We start from the raw sequence: 18090 nt of genomic DNA on the forward strand, positions 1-18090 counted from the left end.
TATAACTAATGGCAGTATTCATACGGGTTTCAGCGGTTTTAACCCGCATTAATTTTGGCTACGGGCTGACAAGAAATTGCGCCGCAAACTGCCCACTAGTCATAGTGTGCCAAGAAGCTGCACATCGGCATAAAACAGTGCAGCATGCTTTATTTGAGATGGTGGATAGCAGTTGTAAGCTAGACCCACCGGTGTCGTTTTACAGGAAAGGGCATCAAACCACCTAAAGGTGCTGTGGTAAAGAGCCATGGTATTGAGCGTTTAGGAGAATCTATACCGAGAGTATAGCAGGTATTAATAGAAGAGATGAACGAAAGTGAACCACTGATGAGGTATCGAGAAGTGGATAAATTCTGTCAAAAGTCGCAAAGTATGTTATGCGATGATAAGTGCAACGGAAACCTGTTTATTGGTTGCACGGCAGGCGGGTTATTCCCTTCGGTCATGATCTCCACTTCGTTACGGTACAGGTGGCATGACTTCTATTTAGGCTCATATAAGGAACTTGGGAGCCTGTGTTGTAATGTGAAGTGAAAGGCGCAATAAGTACAACTTAGAGGCCGAATAGCAATGTACAACAACAGGGACGGATCTATCCGTAGTAGTGTTGATGTTTCTGTAATGGAAATGGAGCAAAGGGATAGAGTCGTATGGTTTTAGAACAGAAATCAACTCGATAAGAGGATGAATCTATGGAATGAAACGAAATCGGTACCAATAAGTCGTACCATGATATGGAATGCTTACAAACAAGTGAAATCCAATAAAGGAAGTGCTGGAGTTGATGAGATTGGTTGGGATGAATTTGAATCCAACCGATCACAACAACTCTACAAACTCTGGAATCGTATGGCATCGGGGAGTTATCTTCCACCGCCAGTAAAAGAGGTTGAAATTCCGAAAAAGGATGGAAAAATGCGTAAGCTAGGAATTCCTACTATTGTCGATCGCATCGGTCAACAAGTGGTCAAGAATTATCTAGAACCAAGATTTGAATTAATTTTCAGCAACAACAGTTATGGCTATCGACCTAGTCGAAATGCGCATCAAGCATTAGAGGAGGTTCAGCGTAATTGTTGGAAAAACGACTGGGTAATTGATTTAGACATCAAAGGGTTTTTCGATAATATTGATCATGCAAAACTGATGCTGGCGGTACGAAAGCATGTAGCCGAGAATTGGGCGTGTGTGTACATCGAAAGATGGTTGCATATGCCAATTCAACGAAGAAATGGGGAATTGATACAAAAACAAGGAAAAGGCACACCGCAAGGTGGCGTTATCAGTCCATTGTTGGCGAATCTGTTTCTACATTATGCTTTCGATAAATGGTTAGAGAATCTAAATTCCAATGTGAAATTTGAGCGTTATGCTGATGATGCCATAATTCACTGTAGAACCAAAAGGCAAGCAGATTGGCTGCTGAACAAATTGCACGAAAGAATGGCTGAATGTCATCTTGAATTGCATCCCGAAAAGACCAAGCTGGTTTATTGCAGAGATTACCGCAGGCAAGAGAAACATAAGAATGTCAAGTTCGATTTCTTAGGTTATAGCTTTCAGCCACGCAGTAGTAAATCGCAGAAAACAGGAAATCTTTTTCAAGGTTACGGTTGTGCAATCAGCATTTCTTCACGTAAGAAGATCGCTGAAAAGTTAGCCATTTCGCTAGAAGAAAGTAAAACGTGTAGAAGTATTGTGGGAATAGCACAACGGCTTAATCCTCAAATAAGAGGCTGGCTTAATTATTACGGCAAATTCCGCATGTGGGAAATGCATCATGTTTTCCGCTTACTACACTCTCGCTTGGTTCGATGGGCACGACGAAAGTACAAACGTTACAAGAATAGTATTTGTCGCGCTTATGCGTGGCTTAAGAGAATAAAGAAACAGTTTCCATATTTGTTTTATCACTGGAAATTGAATTTTTCTATTTAACTTGTAACTCGATTTATATACGACAAGAGCCGTGTGATGGGAGACTATCAAGCACGGTTCTGTGAGAGGCTTAGGGTGAGACTCCCTTTGCCTACTCGACTACTAACCGTTGTAAGCAAGTGTGGAAAACGCAACTCGACACATTGAAACTTGATTGAAATAATTACAAAAAACGGGTTGATTAGTTTTGTTCTCCGTTGATAGGGCGGTGCAGTTTGTTGGGAATTTATTTTGTTTTTTCTCCTCCCGCGCAAAGAAAAAGAAAACCCCACCCACAAAACAACACATTTGCAAACCGCTGCAAGCCAGCCCTGCAAACCAAAGTATGCAAAAGAGTTGTTTTTTGCCAGCGCACACGTGCATTTTTGTTACATTTATGGGTTTTATAAATAATGGTATTATCATGTTAAAGAACTATTTAAAAATCATTCTAATCTTTATTATGGTTCCTGTATTTGCAAAGCAGAAACAGGATGTGAAATCATTAAAACCACGCATCGTAGTTCTAACTGATGTCTCAACATGGGAAACTGACGATAGTGAATCTTTGGTGAGGCTGCTAGTGCATGCCGACATGTTTGAAATTGAAGGAATCATTTTTACAACTGGTTGGAGTCTTGATAAAACTCGTGATGACTTTTTTCAATTGATTCATGATGCCATTGATGCATACGAAAAAGATTTGCCAAATCTCATGAAACGGTCAAATCAGGTTGATTTCAAGACAGATGAAACACAACAATTTATAGGTTATTGGCCAAGTGCAGATTATCTGCGAAAACAAACTGTATTTGGCAGTAAACAAAGAGGAATCGACAAAATTGGTGTAAATAACATCTCTGATGGTAGCAATCTGATAATTGAGCTTGCTGATGAAAACGACGATAGACCTCTTTGGATTTTACTTTGGGGAGGCGGGAACACATTGGCTCAAGCTATTTGGCAAGTACAACAGGATAGAAATGAAGCTGAATTAAAAACTTTTTTGCATAAAATACCTACCTATGCAATTACCGACCAAGACAGAGGTTATGAAAAAGGAACTCCTTACAACATTAGTTCACATCAATGGATACGTAAAGAATTTGAGAAAGACCTTATGTTCCTTTGGGATGAGTGTGCATGGAAATATCAAAATGGAACAGGTCGTGAAAAATGGGATGAATATGCGCTTAATATCCAGAGTCATGGAAATCTCGGGAAAGTTTATCCCAAATATAAGTATGGTGTAGAAGGAGATACCCCTTCATTCCTTTATTTAATGCCAAATGGTTTAAGTAGCCCCCTTGTTTCAAATCAGGTTAACTGGGGTGGTTATTTTGAATGGGGTATTTGTCCGGATGATACTACTTTTGCATTTACTAATCATGCTGGAAAAGCTTATGATATCTGCAACAAATATCAAGCTTGTTTCTATTTAGCCACTTTCAACAATTTTGCCGCCCGTATGGATTGGGCAGCTTACGGTAAGGGCAATCGAAACCCTATTGTAATTATTAATGATAATGGTGGCACAGAACCCATTTCTATTGAACTGAAACAGGGAAAAGAGGTTTCTCTTGATGCTTTAAAATCTTATGACCCCGAAAATGATAATTTAAGTTTTAAATGGTGGATACAGCCCGAAGCTGGAACCTATAAGCAGGAGATTGTCATTAACAACAAAAATTCCAGCAAAATCAACATTAAAATTCCTCAGGAAATACATGGGAAAAGTATTCATGTGATTTGCGAAGTAACTGATAATGGAGAACCAAATCTCACGAGTTACCGAAGGATAATCATACAATAAATAATTATAAGATTTTATTAAATCATAAAACACATTAACAGGATGAAGAAATTCTTTTTTATTGCTCTATTACTTCCACAAGTTTTGTTTGCACAAATTCAAGTAATCCATCAATCTGCCAAAAATGATGACTGTTTTACAATTGTAAATCAAAAAATAAGTGCTTCAATTTATTTCGATACTACAGATTATGAAGTTGTTCATAAAACAGCTCAATTATTTGCTTCAGATATTGAGATGATTTCAAATAAGAAACCGTTGATACTAACTGATAGTAAAAAACTAAAAGGTAATATAATTATTGTAGGAACAATTGGTAAAAATCAATTGATAGATAGACTCATTGCTGAAAAACGACTAATTGTTGATAGTATACAAAACCAATGGGAGCGATTCATCATTGAAACAATTGATAAGCCCTTCAAAGGAGTAAAAAAAGCATTAGTCATTGCAGGTAGTGACAGAAGAGGAACTTCTTATGGCACCTTTACCCTGTCGGAAAAAATGGGTGTTTCACCCTGGTATTGGTGGGCGGATGTACCGGTGAATAAAAGAAAGGAGTTGTATATCAAAAATACATCATATACCTCTAAGGCTCCATCGGTAGAGTATCGGGGCATCTTTTTAAACGATGAAGACTGGGGCCTTCACCCATGGGCTGCAAAAAATATTGACCCCGAAGTTGGAGATATTGGCTCCAAAACCTACGAAAAGATTTTTGAATTATTGTTGCGTTTAAAAGCAAACATGGTAGCTCCTGCCATGCACGAATGCACAAAAGCTTTCTATACCGTACCCGGAAACATGGAAATGGCAGATGCTTATGGTATCATGGTTACCACCAGTCATTGCGAACCTCTTTTATACAACAACGCAAGTGAGTGGAATAAAAAAACACAAGGTGAGTGGAACTACGCAACCAACAAAGCGCAAATAGTTGAAGTGCTTGACAGTCGTGTTAAGCAGGCTCATGAAAACGAAAATATATACACCATTGCTTTGAGGGGTATGCACGATGAGGGCATGAAAGGTGACTCGGACAATGATAAATTGAAAATGCTTGATGAGGCAATAAACGACCAACGTTTTATATTATCAAAATATATCGACAAACCGCTATCTGAAATTCCACAGATTTTTGTCCCATACAAGGAAGTTCTGGGACTTTACGAAAAAGGCCTTGAAGTACCGGAAGAAATTACTATTGTTTGGCCCGATGACAATTATGGATACATTAAAAAACTAAGCAATCCAGATGAACAAAAGCGAAAAGGCGGTTCAGGGGTGTATTATCATCAGTCATACCTTGGATGGCCTAACGATTATCTATGGTTAAATTCCACTCCACCGGCATTAATGTACACCGAAATGCAAAAAGCTTATTCCTTGGGAGCCGATAAATACTGGCTTTTAAATGTTGGGGATATTAAACCGGGAGAAATGGGGATGCAACTTTTTTTAGATATGGCATGGGATTTTAGCCGATTTAATTTCGATAATATCAATCAGTATCAGGTAGAAAAACTTTCTGCAATTTTTGGTGATGAGTATCAAGATCAGTTGGATTTCATTCTGGATAGATATTATTACCATGGTTTTACCCGGAAACCCGAATACATGACCTGGGACTGGCGATGGAACAGTCTATTTCAGGTAGAAAATGTAAAAGACACGGAATTTTCATTTATTAATTACAAAGAAGCCGAAAACCGACTTGCCGAATACAACAAAATTTCAGAAATGGGAAAAGCCATTATGAATGAATTGCCAGAAGAAAAGAAAGCTGCATTTTTCGAGTTAGTATATTATCCAGTAAAAGGCGCATCGTTGTATAACCACGAAATGTTAACAGGACAAAAAAACAGATGGTATGCTTCACAAGGCAGGGCTTTAACAAATGTATTGGCAAATGATGTTAAATTGTATCACGACAGCCTGGCTTCACTAACTGCTGAATTCAATAATTTGCTTGATGGTAAATGGAATGGTATGATGACTGCTCCGGGTTTTTTGCCTAAAGAACAATTATCTCCGACAAAGACAATAGAGTTGCCTGACACATCAGGTATGGCATTATTCGTAGAAGGTCAGTCCTCAGATTCTGCAATCTACTTGACCTTGCCAAAGTTTAATAGCCTCTTTAATGAAACTCATTTTTTTGAAGTTTATAATATAGGTAACATCCCATTCTCATATAATGTAAATACAACATCATCCTGGATTCTGCTTGATAAAAACAAAGGGGATGTTAAAGAACAACAACGTGTTAATGTATCCATCGATTGGGATTTAATCCAATATGATACGGAGGTCAATGGAGAAATTATTATTTCAGATGGAAAGGCCACAAAAACCATTCAGGTTACAGCTGTCCGACCTGAAAAGAACTTCAAAAATGTTTTTATTGAAAACAACGGGGCAATTAGCATTCGTCCAACAGATTTTCAACACAAAACAGAAAATGGGAACATTCAATTTCAGTCGATTGAAGGTTTGGGTTATTCAAATACCTCCCTTCAATTAGGCAATGCAAAGTATGATTCCGGTAACGGGTCATATGTGGAATATGATTTTTTTGTAACAGATACAGGTGATATTACTATTTTTACATATATGCTGCCATTGTTTGCTAAAGATAAATCTCATAGCACACAATATGGCGTGCAGGTTGACAATATGGATATGGTTTTGCTCCATAATGACGTTAAAGAATATTCGAGAGAATGGGCTGCAAATGTGATAAGGAACAGTGCTATTAATAAAACAAGTGTAACAATAAATCAACCCGGTAAGCATACACTTCGCATTTATTCAGTTGATTCGGGAATGATAATTCAAAAAATTGTAATTGACACAGGAGGTCTTAAGGATTCATATTTAGGCCCTATACCTGGTAAATTTTAATTTGTTTAAAAATTGTAATTTTTCGATATGTCAATTAAATGCCAACCCTATTTCTTAGCACATTGGCAAGTCACACGAGCCAGGCTCAGACCAAAACTTGCCAAAGAGCTAACAAATGCCAGCCCTGTTACCGCCTTTAAGGGCGGTTTGGGGTTTGCCCACCCACAAAAAACAAAATAAATTCGTGCTCCGTAGCAAGGTCAGTGCAGATTGATTAAGATAAAATATTAGATTTGTAAAAACTTGTAACAGATTGACTTTGAAGAATGAACACCAGCTTACAACACGCGGTAAAAAACATTGGGGGGTGCAGTGTGTCAGTCAACATACTGTCTCGCCCCAGCATCAGTAACGGTGGATACGAACGCAGCCCGTTCACCCCAACGATTTCTTACCGCCATCCGTTGTACGGCATTCCCCACATCAGACGAGCCGATTAATTTCTATCGCTAACGTCAATAATTGAGAGGGAATAAAGGTGAGAATGAAGAGTTTTTAAAACATTGAATATTAGCAATAAAATTTGACGTTAGTCAGAATTTGAGAGAACCTGCAAACATGAAAATAATAGATATGATTAAAAAACAAAACATGACCAGATTGTCATCCTTGATTGGATTGAGTATAATCTTGATTCTGAGTTCTTGTCAATCAAATAAAAAGAGTAAGACAGATTACCAAATTGACACTAAAGACAGTATTGCTAAAATTGAAAGCCATGAACTTGTTCAAGAATCTGAGATAACAGAGATTGACACATTAACGGTTCAAGACAGAAAATTAGAAGGTGGCAATTTTCATAGTCATATAAAACTGGATTTTGCATTATCAAAAACTCAAATTAAGGACACCGCACAGATACGATTGATAAATAAAATATGTGCGATTTCTGTGATTCCTGATACATCGTGGATTAATAAACAGCAGATTGAGATGGGTGACGATTGGAACGAAGTGGTGAGTGACAATCAATATTATGACCAGTTAGCGATTGATACATTGGAAAAACTAGATATCCCAACATTTTTCGCACCCAGAGAAAAAAGATTTATCAATTTTGTTAAGACTGATAAGTCAAGCTATATGATTGATTTGACAAAAATGAAAGATGCTTGGGGATTGATTTTATTCAACGGGATTGATAATCCAGTTTTATGGAGTAATACCGATATTGACAGTGAATTGAAAGAAATATATAAAAAATAAACGCCGTACAATCGAATAGCCCGCCCCGCTAGTAATCACTAGCAGGGAGAGGCTTTCACACCACTGTACGTAGTGTGCCAAGAAGCTGCACATCGGCATAAAACAGTGCAGCATGCTTTATTTGAGATGGTGGATAGCATTTGTAAGCTAGACCCACCGGTGTCGTTTTACAGGAAAGGGCATCAAACCACCTAAAGGTGCTGTGGTAAAGAGCCATGGTATTGAGCGTTTAGGAGAATCTATACCGAGAGTATAGCAGGTATTAATAGAAGAGATGAACGAAAGTGAACCACTGATGAGGTATCGAGAAGTGGATAAATTCTGTCAAAAGTCGCAAAGTATGTTATGCGATGATAAGTGCAACGGAAACCTGTTTATTGGTTGCACGGCAGGCGGTGTTCAGGTGGCATGACTTCTATTTAGGCTCATATAAGGAACTTGGGAACCTGTGTTGTAATGTGAAGTGAAAGGCGCAATAAGTACAACTTAGAGGCCGAATAGCAATGTACAACAACAGGGACGGATCTATCCGTAGTAGTGTTGATGTTTCTGTAATGGAAATGGAGCAAAGGGATAGAGTCGTAAGGTTTTAGAACAGAAATCAACTCGATAAGAGGATGAATCTATGGAATGAAACGAAATCGGTACCAATAAGTCGTACCATGATATGGAATGCTTACAAACAAGTGAAATCCAATAAAGGAAGTGCTGGAGTTGATGAGATTGGTTGGGATGAATTTGAATCCAACCGATCACAACAACTCTACAAACTCTGGAATCGTATGGCATCGGGGAGTTATCTTCCACCGCCAGTAAAAGAGGTTGAAATTCCGAAAAAGGATGGAAAAATGCGTAAGCTAGGAATTCCTACTATTGTCGATCGCATCGGTCAACAAGTGGTCAAGAATTATCTAGAACCAAGATTTGAATTAATTTTCAGCAACAACAGTTATGGCTATCGACCTAGTCGAAATGCGCATCAAGCATTAGAGGAGGTTCAGCGTAATTGTTGGAAAAACGACTGGGTAATTGATTTAGACATCAAAGGGTTTTTCGATAATATTGATCATGCAAAACTGATGCTGGCGGTACGAAAGCATGTAGCCGAGAATTGGGCGTGTGTGTACATCGAAAGATGGTTGCATATGCCAATTCAACGAAGAAATGGGGAATTGATACAAAAACAAGGAAAAGGCACACCGCAAGGTGGCGTTATCAGTCCATTGTTGGCGAATCTGTTTCTACATTATGCTTTCGATAAATGGTTAGAGAATCTAAATTCCAATGTGAAATTTGAGCGTTATGCTGATGATGCCATAATTCACTGTAGAACCAAAAGGCAAGCAGATTGGCTGCTGAACAAATTGCACGAAAGAATGGCTGAATGTCATCTTGAATTGCATCCCGAAAAGACCAAGCTGGTTTATTGCAGAGATTACCGCAGGCAAGAGAAACATAAGAATGTCAAGTTCGATTTCTTAGGTTATAGCTTTCAGCCACGCAGTAGTAAATCGCAGAAAACAGGAAATCTTTTTCAAGGTTACGGTTGTGCAATCAGCATTTCTTCACGTAAGAAGATCGCTGAAAAGTTAGCCATTTCGCTAGAAGAAAGTAAAACGTGTAGAAGTATTGTGGGAATAGCACAACGGCTTAATCCTCAAATAAGAGGCTGGCTTAATTATTACGGCAAATTCCGCATGTGGGAAATGCATCATGTTTTCCGCTTACTACACTCTCGCTTGGTTCGATGGGCACGACGAAAGTACAAACGTTACAAGAATAGTATTTGTCGCGCTTATGCGTGGCTTAAGAGAATAAAGAAACAGTTTCCATATTTGTTTTATCACTGGAAATTGAATTTTTCTATTTAACTTGTAACTCGATTTATATACGACAAGAGCCGTGTGATGGGAGACTATCAAGCACGGTTCTGTGAGAGGCTTAGGGTGAGACTCCCTTTGCCTACTCGACTACTCAACGTTAGCCTTAATTGGATAGATTGTTGTAAAAATGAAAACAATAAGTATTAATCAATATATAATATCATTTAAATATATATATAGCGGAGATGAGTAGAACTTTAATATTTCTTGTATTTAGTTGCATGACTTCTTTTTTATATGCACAGACTTATAATCAATTGGTTTCTGATAAACGCATGAATGAATTTTTGGATAGCTACTTAAATGATTTCTCCAAGACCTTGAATAATTACTCAAATCAAGAATTGACAATTGATATTTGTCCAATGCGATTTAATAATCCAGATTCTCTACTAAAATACTTTTATGACTGGAATAGTTTGTTGGACTGTTCAGACTTTGACTTAGATTCACTTTTAAAAGAACATGACAAAACTGATATCGTGAATCAAATAAAATCTCAGAAAGAATTTACTTGGAGAATAACTCATTCGGCATTTTCCTTCGCTAAGATTAGGGAACCTAAATGGACAGATTTATATTACAGATTGAGTATGCCGATATTTTCAAAATCAAGAGAAGTTGCTATTATTAAGCAGACTAGAGAATGCGGAGACGATTGTGGAGAATTAATGATTAATGTTTATCTGAAAAAAGAGAATAAATGGATTTTAATAGCTGGATGGGGATATGTTATATGAAAAAATAAAAAAACAACTAAGGCTAATCGAATAGCCCGCCCCGCTAGTAATCACTAGCAGGGAGAGGCTTTCACACCACCAGATACTTCGCAAGCTCAGCATAAACCAAGCGGGTCTCGTATACAGTCCCGAGGAATCGGGATTAAGTTGTGGGGAAATTTTCTTGTAAATGTCGAGCATAGATTCATAACCACGTTTCCGCAATCTTTCAAGAGTAATAGTAGTTACCAAAATAGGACTCTGAGCTATGACTCATAAAATCATTTTATAGTAAGGTATTCGAGAGGGCTTCGCCGTAGCCCAACCACCCATGATTCATAAAGTACTTATTTTTATGGGCATTCATGAATTCGTTCCTCATTACGTGAACGAGACCATGCATAGGCTTGTCCTTGCTGAACGCCCAAACGGATAAGGCTTCGCCTTTTCTTTTCGGGTTTCTTCTCCCGAGGATCGGGACCATATACAATACCTGAGCCTGTTGCGCAGCCAACCGTCGAGATCTTGAAGTTTGACTAAAATACTTGCCATACGGAAGTTATTTACCCAACCCCGCTGAACCTCATTCAGTTTTTGGATGCGTTCTTCGAGCCTGTTCAAACTGTAAAGTAAAAAGACTAATGCTGTAAGGCTGTCTGTGAGGCAATCACCCCATCTTCTTAATCGTAATGCTAGAGTTAAAAGTAGCCCAAATAATAACCTCAATTCTATTTCCAAATAAAAGGATTTTCAATTTTCAGGTATCCTTAAAACCGCTATATTTAACACTTCATTGAGCAGTTTGATGAGTTTTTAGACGGACTGCCGTTACCAGCAACTTTATGAAGACAGCAACTGACATACAAAATATCATTGAAAAATATAAAGAAGGACACCGTCATTTTATAAACCTTGACTTTGATAAAGGTGAAAAATTGACTGGACAAATTCTTGCTGATTCGACATTTGATAACTGTTGCTTCTCGGTTGACTTTTCACAAACGAACTTTTCAAATGCAAAGTTTACTAACTGTAATTTAAAATGTTGTGATTTTATAAACTGTAACTTGACTAATTCAAGATTTGAAAATTGCTCACTCGAAAGCACAGATTTTAAAAATGCACTGATTGAGGGAATAAGTATGATTAATTGCTATTGTTATGGACAATTAGTTTCAGTAAACAACGAGTCAGGAGAACTTGAAACTGTCAAAGATGATTTGGTTAAAGAACTTTATGACCATATTCCTGAATTAAAAAAATTAACAGACCAATCGAATGATGACCAATCTTATTTAGTATATGGCGAATTAAGTCTAAAACTATTTGAGGACATTAAAAATAATTCAGAAATTACGGACTTTACTAAAAAGGCTTTTCAGTTTTTTAATAAACTTGGCAATCGAAATGACTCTGAAATTGATAATTTACTAGTAGTTGGAATTTATGAAGGACTTTATGCGGATAAAAAATGTAATCGAATAGCAAGACAACTTTTATTAGACAGAAATAAAGAAGTTTATGAATATTGGATGATTAATGGAAACATTCGTTCTGACTATGAATAATAAAAAGCAGCTGGTAATCGAATAGCCCGCCCCGCTAGTAATCACTAGCAGGGAGAGGCTTTCACACCACCAGATACTTCGCAAGCTCAGCATAAACCAAGCGGGTCTCGTATACAGTCCCGAGGAATCGGGATTAAGTTGTGGGGAAATTTTCTTGTAAATGTCGAGCATAGATTCATAACCACGTTTCCGCAATCTTTCAAGAGTAATAGTAGTTACCAAAATAGGACTCTGAGCTATGACTCATAAAATCATTTTATAGTAAGGTATTCGAGAGGGCTTCGCCGTAGCCCATCCCCCCATGATTCATAAATACTTATTTTTATGGGCATTCATGAATTCGTTCCTCATTGTGTGAACGAGACCATGCATAGGCTTGTCCTTGCTGAACGCCCAAACGGATAAGGCTTCGCCTTTTCTTTTCGGGTTTCTTCTCCCGAGGATCGGGACCATATACAATACCTGAGCCTGTTGCGCAGCCAACCGTCGAGATCTTGAAGTTTGACTAAAATACTTGCCATACGGAAGTTATTTACCCAACCCCGCTGAACCTCATTCAGTTTTTGGATGCGTTCTTCGAGCCTGTTCAAACTGTAAAGTAAAAAGACTAATGCTGTAAGGCTGTCTGTGAGGCAATCACCCCATCTTCTTAATCGTAATGCTAGAGTTAAAAGTAGCCCAAATAAGAACCCAAATTCTATTTCCAAATAAAAGCATTTTCAATTTTCAGGTATCCCTAAAACCACTATATTTAACACTTCATTGAGCAGTTTGATGAGTTTTTAGACGGACTGCCGTTAGTCAGAATTAAGTCAACGACACCGATAAACAATACTAAATGAAAAAAATACTGATTTTCATCCTTCTGATAAGTAGTTTTGAGATTTACGGACAAAACTCGGATTTTGAGAAACTTATTTTAAAATATGGGCAAAGTGACAATGAATTGGATACTGTCTTATTAAAAAAATATTTCGACGTTTACTTGCATCCCGATTTTGCTCCATCAGGATATGCAGATAAAATAATATTCAGAAAACCCTATATGATTGGATTATCATGCAATGTGCCATGTACTGCGGGAGGAATGTGTGAATCAAGTAAATTCAGGATTTTTGATTACCAAGGTAACATCATTGATAAACTTGATAGATTTGAGTATGTTTTCGCCGATTGTCAAGATAATAGCGAAAGATACTGTGCTTATCAGTCTGACTCTTTACTTATTTTAGTTGAGGAGAAAAGTGAAACAGATTGCGATACTGATTCTCTTTTAAAACTTGATATTTCATTCTGTACCTATAAAATTGATATAGATGGCAAGATTACTGAATTAAATAAAAATCACATTGATTCAAAACGTGATTATTTTATTGCCTCAATACAATTGCTCACAGATTCAGATTTGCAAAATAAAAATAAACAGGATTTGGCAACAATGAGAAATGAGATATTTGCAGCTCATGGATACATTTTTAAAACTGATAAATGGAGTGATTTTTTTAAGACAAAGGAATGGTATTCTCCAAGATTTGATAATGTAGATAAATATCTGACTATTATTGAGAGAGAAAATATTAAGATGATTATGAAACATGAAAAATAATAACGTTTACTAATCGAATAGCCCGTCCCGCTAGTAATCACTAGCAGGGAGAGGCTTTCACACCACTGTATGTACGGGTCTCGTATACGGTCCCGAGGAATCGGGATTAAGTTGTGGGGAAATTTTTTTGTAAATGTCGAGCATAGATTCATAACCACGTTTCCGCAATCTTTCAAGAGTAATAGTAGTTACCAAAATAGGACTCTGAGCTATGACTCATAAAATCATTTTATAGTAAGGTATTCGAGAGGGCTTCGCCGTAGCCCAACCACCCATGATTCATAAAGTACTTATTTTTATGGGCATTCATGAATTCGTTCCTCATTACGTGAACGAGACCATGCATAGGCTTGTCCTTGCTGAACGCCCAAACGGATAAGGCTTCGCCTTTTCTTTTCGGGTTTCTTCTCCCGAGGATCGGGACCATATACAATACCTGAGCCTGTTGCGCAGCCAACCGTCGAGATCTTGAAGTTTGACTAAAATACTTGCCATACGGAAGTTATTTACCCAACCCCGCTGAACCTCATTCAGTTTTTGGATGCGTTCTTCGAGCCTGTTCAAACTGTAAAGTAAAAAGACTAATGCTGTAAGGCTGTCTGTGAGGCAATCACCCCATCTTCTTAATCGTAATGCTAGAGTTAAAAGTAGCCCAAATAAGAACCCAAATTCTATTTCCAAATAAAAGGATTTTCAATTTTCAGGTATCCTTAAAACCGCTATATTTAACACTTCATTGAGCAGTTTGATGAGTTTTTAGACGGACTGCCGTTAGTGGCAAGGACTAGGAGACCGAATTTACAAATGATTAACCATAAATTGAAACTGAAAATCATGAAGAATTTGACTTTAGTCTTGATTAGTTTAATACTAATAGGTGGGTGCCAAAATTCACCTGAGATTGTTAAGGAATCCTGGATTGGGAATTCTGTTTCATCTTGGCCAGATTTTGCATTAACCAATGAAATAAGTTTTACCGACAAAACCTATTATGATGTTGCGAACTCATTCATAGTAAATACAGGATTTGATACAATCGGCGTTTCATGTAAGCATCTATTTATGGTTTTTGAAAATCAACTTGGATTAAACAGTATTGATTTGGGTAATAAATTCAATTATTGGAATATGTACCCCAAGAATCATAAAGAAAAAACTGTGACTGTAAAACGATTAATAAATGAGAACTCAAACGAACAGATTGGTCAGTTTAATACATTAAAAGTCCGTGATTGGATTCTGTTTGAATTAGAAGGACATAATAATCAGCTTTACCCATTGAAGATTAGATACACACCAGTAAAAAGCAATGAGATAGTATATGCAGTAGGGTGGGGAATGAAACAGGTAGACAATAGTATTCCAGCATTGATAAAATTACAATGTGTCAATAATTTAGGAGATTATTTTTATATAAAACCATTAAAAACAGATACTCATCCAGCAGGAAGAAGTGGTTCTCCAGTTATAGACAAAAATGGATATTTAGTTGGTATCGTATCAGGACAAGAAGGGAATTTAGGAGTAATTGGCGGAATTAAATATTTGGTGACATTATTCGACAAATATAATGTTGATTATAAAAATCCCAGCCACTAACAATTGTAACCGTTACACAACCATTTACTATTTCTAAAAAATAAGATGGAGGCTTTAAAAAAATGCTGCTTAGCGGACTTTTAAAGCTTCTTTTTTAGGTCGAAAATCCCCAAGCTTTAAATTTTTGAAGGCTTAAAAGGAGTTGAATGAGCCAAATTGGTTCTTTACAATAGAAAACAAGTAATAAGCACACGATGCAATCATGCGGTCAATGTCATTAAGTTAAGCCTTTTTCACAATGCATTTCTTTGATTTTTAGTCACCTTGGGAACTGCTCTATTTCTGTATTTATCTTTGTGTCTTTCAAACTTTCTATTCGGTCTTATTGGAATCAAATGATTTCGAAAAATATCTTTCAACTCAGAAAAAACTAGATCAATATCCTTATTTGAAAGTAGTAACTCTACAATACGATCTTTCAAAAATCCATAAGATAAATTGGTATTTACTTTATATTTATACTGAGTCGTCTGGTTTTCTTGCAGTTCTTCATTTAATTCAGCTACCATAAGAGTTTGAGTATTTGAAATAAATAATGCTGCATAAAAATCCTGTTGGATACATTGATCCGAATAACCCGAAAAGAGTTCCACTTTTATTTTGTTTTTCAATTCATCGTAGTAGATTTCAACTCCCCAACGCTTTAAGTATAAATCCTTAAAGATTCCTGTAGGGTAGGTTTTACTGCTCAATAAAGTAGTTATTAGTATTTCTGTTGTTCCATCAGGGAGATCTACCCTAATTAGTCTAACTTTTATGGAGTCATTTTTTGAATAATTCTTATTTTTCAGCGACACATTCTTGCCTGGTTTCATGTCAATTACCTTAGAATATTTACCACTTTCAAGGAAATCTTTGGTAGCGCCACTAAAACTAACTTTCACCCGGATTAAACAATCTATCTTTACTTGTAAATGCTCATAAATCAAGTCAAAAGAAGGATATCCACGATCGTAAATTACCAGATCTTTACTTGTTGCATGCGCTAAATGCTCTATTGCCAATGACTTTTCTCCTGTTGCTAAAGGAGCTATTTTTCCATCAATCACATAATTGTTTAGTACATCATAAAGAACAGATAGACGGCCTTGAACAACACTTGTTGTTGATTGATTTTTTGTTGCTCCATATATTCCTCTGAGCTCTTTAGTGTCGGGTAATGTAATTCTTGATCCATCAACAGCTAACAATCGAAAGCCTTTCCAAAGTTTTACTGATTCATCGTTATCGGTATAAAATTCATGGGTTAGAACCTGTGATAGTTCTTTAAATACGAGAGGATTAATTTTCTTTCGACACTGTACGAATGCACTTTTTGAAAATGATTTAACTTTGATATTCTTAACAAAGTTAAAAATCTCTAGGGCAAGGCTTTTTCGTAAAAAATTCATCATGAAAAGTAATGTGATTGAGAAGGTTAAAACTCTATCTCTAGTGAAATCTTTTTCATTCATTCGGAACTTAAACTTTAATTGTTCTGAAAATAAATGTTCTCGTATTTTTTCTACAATAAATCTAGTTGTTTTTTTTCATCATAATAACTCTCTGAATACTATATAAATATAGCAAGAAAATAGCACACATCCTTGTCATTTGTGCTGTATTTCAAGCACTTACACCCTTAACTTAATGACATTGATCATGCGGTAGCGGGGGGCATTGTTCAATTCTATTTTATCCCTTATTTGGAATTATTCTCGAATCGTATTGAGCGATGGAAAATAATCTTTTGTTAACTTTAAAAACGAAAGGATAAAACACTTTTACCTTATGGGCAAGGTTAACAGATGGTTAATGATATTTTAGCAGACAATAAAAAATAATGAATAAAGCAATTATATTTGATATGGACGGAGTCTTAATTGACTCAGAAAGATTATGGAAACAGGCGGAGAAAGAGGTGTTTACATCTTTGGGTGTAAAAGTAACTGATGAATATTCTAAACAAACAAAGTCAATGACGACCTCTGATGTTACTCAGTTTTGGTATGATAAAAATCCTTGGGAAAACAGAGACCTAAATACTGCAGAAGAAATGGTTATTTCACGTGTTATTGAATTGATAAAAACGGAAAATTGTCAAATTAAAGGAGTAAAACCATTTATTGAGAAACTAAAAACACAGAAGCTCAAAATTGGATTGGCAACAAATTCACCAAATGCAATAATTCCTGTGGTTTTAAAGAAATTAGATATTTTTCATTTATTTGATTCCATTTCATCTGCGGAGTTTGAAATAAAAGGTAAGCCTGACCCTGCGATTTATTTTAAAGCCGCAGATAAATTAGGGGTTAAACCTGAAGATTGCATCGTTATTGAAGATTCTTTTACAGGTATGTTGGCAGCAAAAAATGCAAGAATGACTGTTGTTGCTTTCACCAATGGAAATAAAGAATGTGATTTTGAAATAGCAGACTATATAATAGAAAACTTTGACGATAAAGAAATTGAATTCATCTAAATGACAAACAACAAAAAGATAATTAATTTACAATCGAAAAAATCGACGAAAATATACTTCACTACCACACAATTTTATCGGGTGGTAAGTAATAAAAACAATAAGTTTCAGTAGTTAAAAGTTCACTATAGGTTTGTTATGAGTCGTGCATTATAAATGTTACAATCCTGAGGAGTCAACCTTGTAAGTTTTGCTGTAGTAGAATTTTTGGATGTGTTTCCCAGGCGTGATTGAGGTGATGCAGTAAACAGATGATAAAATAGTGGGGCAGTGAGGGCTGTTAGAGTTTAAGTGTTCCAAATAAGTACCTCAATTCTATTTGTAAATAAAAGTATTTTCAATTTTCAGATATCCACAAAAGCGCTGAATAAAACTGACTGAAGACAAAGCGTTTTCTGTGCAGTTACAAGACAA

At 36.5% G+C, this 18090-nt stretch carries 14 protein-coding genes; 10 read left to right on the forward strand and 4 right to left on the reverse strand.

Annotated features, from left to right (window positions below):
* Window positions 1-684: 684 nt before the first annotated feature.
* The 6 genes from ltrA (ACKU4N_RS08730) to ACKU4N_RS08755 all read left to right on the forward strand — a co-directional run bounded on the left by ltrA (ACKU4N_RS08730) (window position 685) and on the right by ACKU4N_RS08755 (window position 10463).
* Window positions 685-1938: a group II intron reverse transcriptase/maturase gene (gene ltrA, locus ACKU4N_RS08730; protein WP_321322519.1), complete on the forward strand. Its 1254-nt coding sequence runs from the start codon at window positions 685-687 to the stop codon at window positions 1936-1938.
* A gap of 403 nt (window positions 1939-2341) precedes the next feature.
* A complete protein-coding gene (locus ACKU4N_RS08735; protein ID WP_321322520.1) occupies window positions 2342-3730 on the forward strand; it encodes a DUF1593 domain-containing protein in 1389 nt (462 codons plus the stop codon).
* Window positions 3731-3772: 42 nt separating this feature from the next.
* Window positions 3773-6634 (forward strand): glycosyl hydrolase 115 family protein, encoded by a 2862-nt coding sequence (locus ACKU4N_RS08740; RefSeq protein WP_321322522.1) that lies wholly within the window; start codon window positions 3773-3775, stop codon window positions 6632-6634.
* 573 nt (window positions 6635-7207) lie between these two features.
* Window positions 7208-7840: a hypothetical protein gene (locus ACKU4N_RS08745; protein WP_321322525.1), complete on the forward strand. Its 633-nt coding sequence runs from the start codon at window positions 7208-7210 to the stop codon at window positions 7838-7840.
* A 617-nt stretch (window positions 7841-8457) separates the two neighbouring features.
* A complete protein-coding gene (ltrA, locus tag ACKU4N_RS08750; RefSeq protein ID WP_321322519.1) occupies window positions 8458-9711 on the forward strand; it encodes a group II intron reverse transcriptase/maturase in 1254 nt (417 codons plus the stop codon).
* A gap of 287 nt (window positions 9712-9998) precedes the next feature.
* Window positions 9999-10463, forward strand: a complete 465-nt coding sequence (locus ACKU4N_RS08755) for a hypothetical protein (RefSeq protein WP_321322526.1) — start codon at window positions 9999-10001, stop codon at window positions 10461-10463.
* Between the two features lie 360 nt (window positions 10464-10823).
* On the opposite strand, the gene ACKU4N_RS08760 is transcribed toward ACKU4N_RS08755, so the two are convergent.
* Window positions 10824-11063, reverse strand: coding sequence for a group II intron maturase-specific domain-containing protein (locus ACKU4N_RS08760; RefSeq protein WP_321322527.1), 240 nt, complete (start codon window positions 11061-11063; stop codon window positions 10824-10826).
* A gap of 221 nt (window positions 11064-11284) precedes the next feature.
* Here ACKU4N_RS08760 and ACKU4N_RS08765 point away from each other — a divergent pair, with 221 nt between their 5' ends.
* The gene (locus ACKU4N_RS08765) at window positions 11285-12010 is read left to right on the forward strand and encodes a pentapeptide repeat-containing protein (RefSeq protein ID WP_321322528.1); all 726 of its coding nucleotides are present in this window, start codon (window positions 11285-11287) and stop codon (window positions 12008-12010) included.
* 347 nt (window positions 12011-12357) lie between these two features.
* Here ACKU4N_RS08765 and ACKU4N_RS08770 read toward each other — a convergent pair whose 3' ends face one another.
* Entirely contained in the window at window positions 12358-12600 is a 243-nt protein-coding gene (locus tag ACKU4N_RS08770; RefSeq protein ID WP_321322529.1) for a group II intron maturase-specific domain-containing protein, read from the reverse strand.
* Window positions 12601-12848: 248 nt separating this feature from the next.
* Here ACKU4N_RS08770 and ACKU4N_RS08775 point away from each other — a divergent pair, with 248 nt between their 5' ends.
* Window positions 12849-13616: a YARHG domain-containing protein gene (locus ACKU4N_RS08775; protein WP_321322530.1), complete on the forward strand. Its 768-nt coding sequence runs from the start codon at window positions 12849-12851 to the stop codon at window positions 13614-13616.
* Window positions 13617-13940: 324 nt separating this feature from the next.
* Here ACKU4N_RS08775 and ACKU4N_RS08780 read toward each other — a convergent pair whose 3' ends face one another.
* On the reverse strand, window positions 13941-14180 hold the full coding sequence (locus ACKU4N_RS08780; RefSeq protein ID WP_321322527.1) for a group II intron maturase-specific domain-containing protein: 240 nt from the start codon (window positions 14178-14180) through the stop codon (window positions 13941-13943).
* A 270-nt stretch (window positions 14181-14450) separates the two neighbouring features.
* Here ACKU4N_RS08780 and ACKU4N_RS08785 point away from each other — a divergent pair, with 270 nt between their 5' ends.
* Window positions 14451-15215, forward strand: a complete 765-nt coding sequence (locus tag ACKU4N_RS08785; RefSeq protein ID WP_321322531.1) for a trypsin-like peptidase domain-containing protein — start codon at window positions 14451-14453, stop codon at window positions 15213-15215.
* A 233-nt stretch (window positions 15216-15448) separates the two neighbouring features.
* Here the strand turns inward: ACKU4N_RS08785 and ACKU4N_RS08790 are convergent, their stop codons facing one another.
* A complete protein-coding gene (locus ACKU4N_RS08790) occupies window positions 15449-16669 on the reverse strand; it encodes an IS4 family transposase (protein WP_321322532.1) in 1221 nt (406 codons plus the stop codon).
* A 368-nt stretch (window positions 16670-17037) separates the two neighbouring features.
* On the opposite strand from ACKU4N_RS08790, the gene hxpB reads away from it, so the two are divergent.
* Window positions 17038-17676 (forward strand): hexitol phosphatase HxpB, encoded by a 639-nt coding sequence (hxpB, locus tag ACKU4N_RS08795; RefSeq protein ID WP_321322533.1) that lies wholly within the window; start codon window positions 17038-17040, stop codon window positions 17674-17676.
* Window positions 17677-18090: the final 414 nt, after the last annotated feature.

The organism is Labilibaculum sp., assembly GCF_963664555.1.
Lineage (GTDB): Bacteria > Bacteroidota > Bacteroidia > Bacteroidales > Marinifilaceae > Labilibaculum.

Excerpts from the sequence above, each read along its gene's own strand:
- ltrA (WP_321322519.1), top strand. The coding sequence starts at position 685 with ATGAATCTATGGAATGAAACGAAATCGGTACCAATAAGTCGTACCATG.
- ACKU4N_RS08735 (WP_321322520.1), top strand. The coding sequence starts at position 2,342 with ATGTTAAAGAACTATTTAAAAATCATTCTAATCTTTATTATGGTTCCT.
- ACKU4N_RS08740 (WP_321322522.1), top strand. The coding sequence starts at position 3,773 with ATGAAGAAATTCTTTTTTATTGCTCTATTACTTCCACAAGTTTTGTTT.
- ACKU4N_RS08745 (WP_321322525.1), top strand. The coding sequence starts at position 7,208 with ATGATTAAAAAACAAAACATGACCAGATTGTCATCCTTGATTGGATTG.
- ltrA (WP_321322519.1), top strand. The coding sequence starts at position 8,458 with ATGAATCTATGGAATGAAACGAAATCGGTACCAATAAGTCGTACCATG.
- ACKU4N_RS08755 (WP_321322526.1), top strand. The coding sequence starts at position 9,999 with ATGAATGAATTTTTGGATAGCTACTTAAATGATTTCTCCAAGACCTTG.
- ACKU4N_RS08765 (WP_321322528.1), top strand. The coding sequence starts at position 11,285 with ATGAAGACAGCAACTGACATACAAAATATCATTGAAAAATATAAAGAA.
- ACKU4N_RS08775 (WP_321322530.1), top strand. The coding sequence starts at position 12,849 with ATGAAAAAAATACTGATTTTCATCCTTCTGATAAGTAGTTTTGAGATT.
- ACKU4N_RS08785 (WP_321322531.1), top strand. The coding sequence starts at position 14,451 with ATGAAGAATTTGACTTTAGTCTTGATTAGTTTAATACTAATAGGTGGG.
- ACKU4N_RS08790 (WP_321322532.1), bottom strand. The coding sequence starts at position 16,669 with ATGAATGAAAAAGATTTCACTAGAGATAGAGTTTTAACCTTCTCAATC.
- hxpB (WP_321322533.1), top strand. The coding sequence starts at position 17,038 with ATGAATAAAGCAATTATATTTGATATGGACGGAGTCTTAATTGACTCA.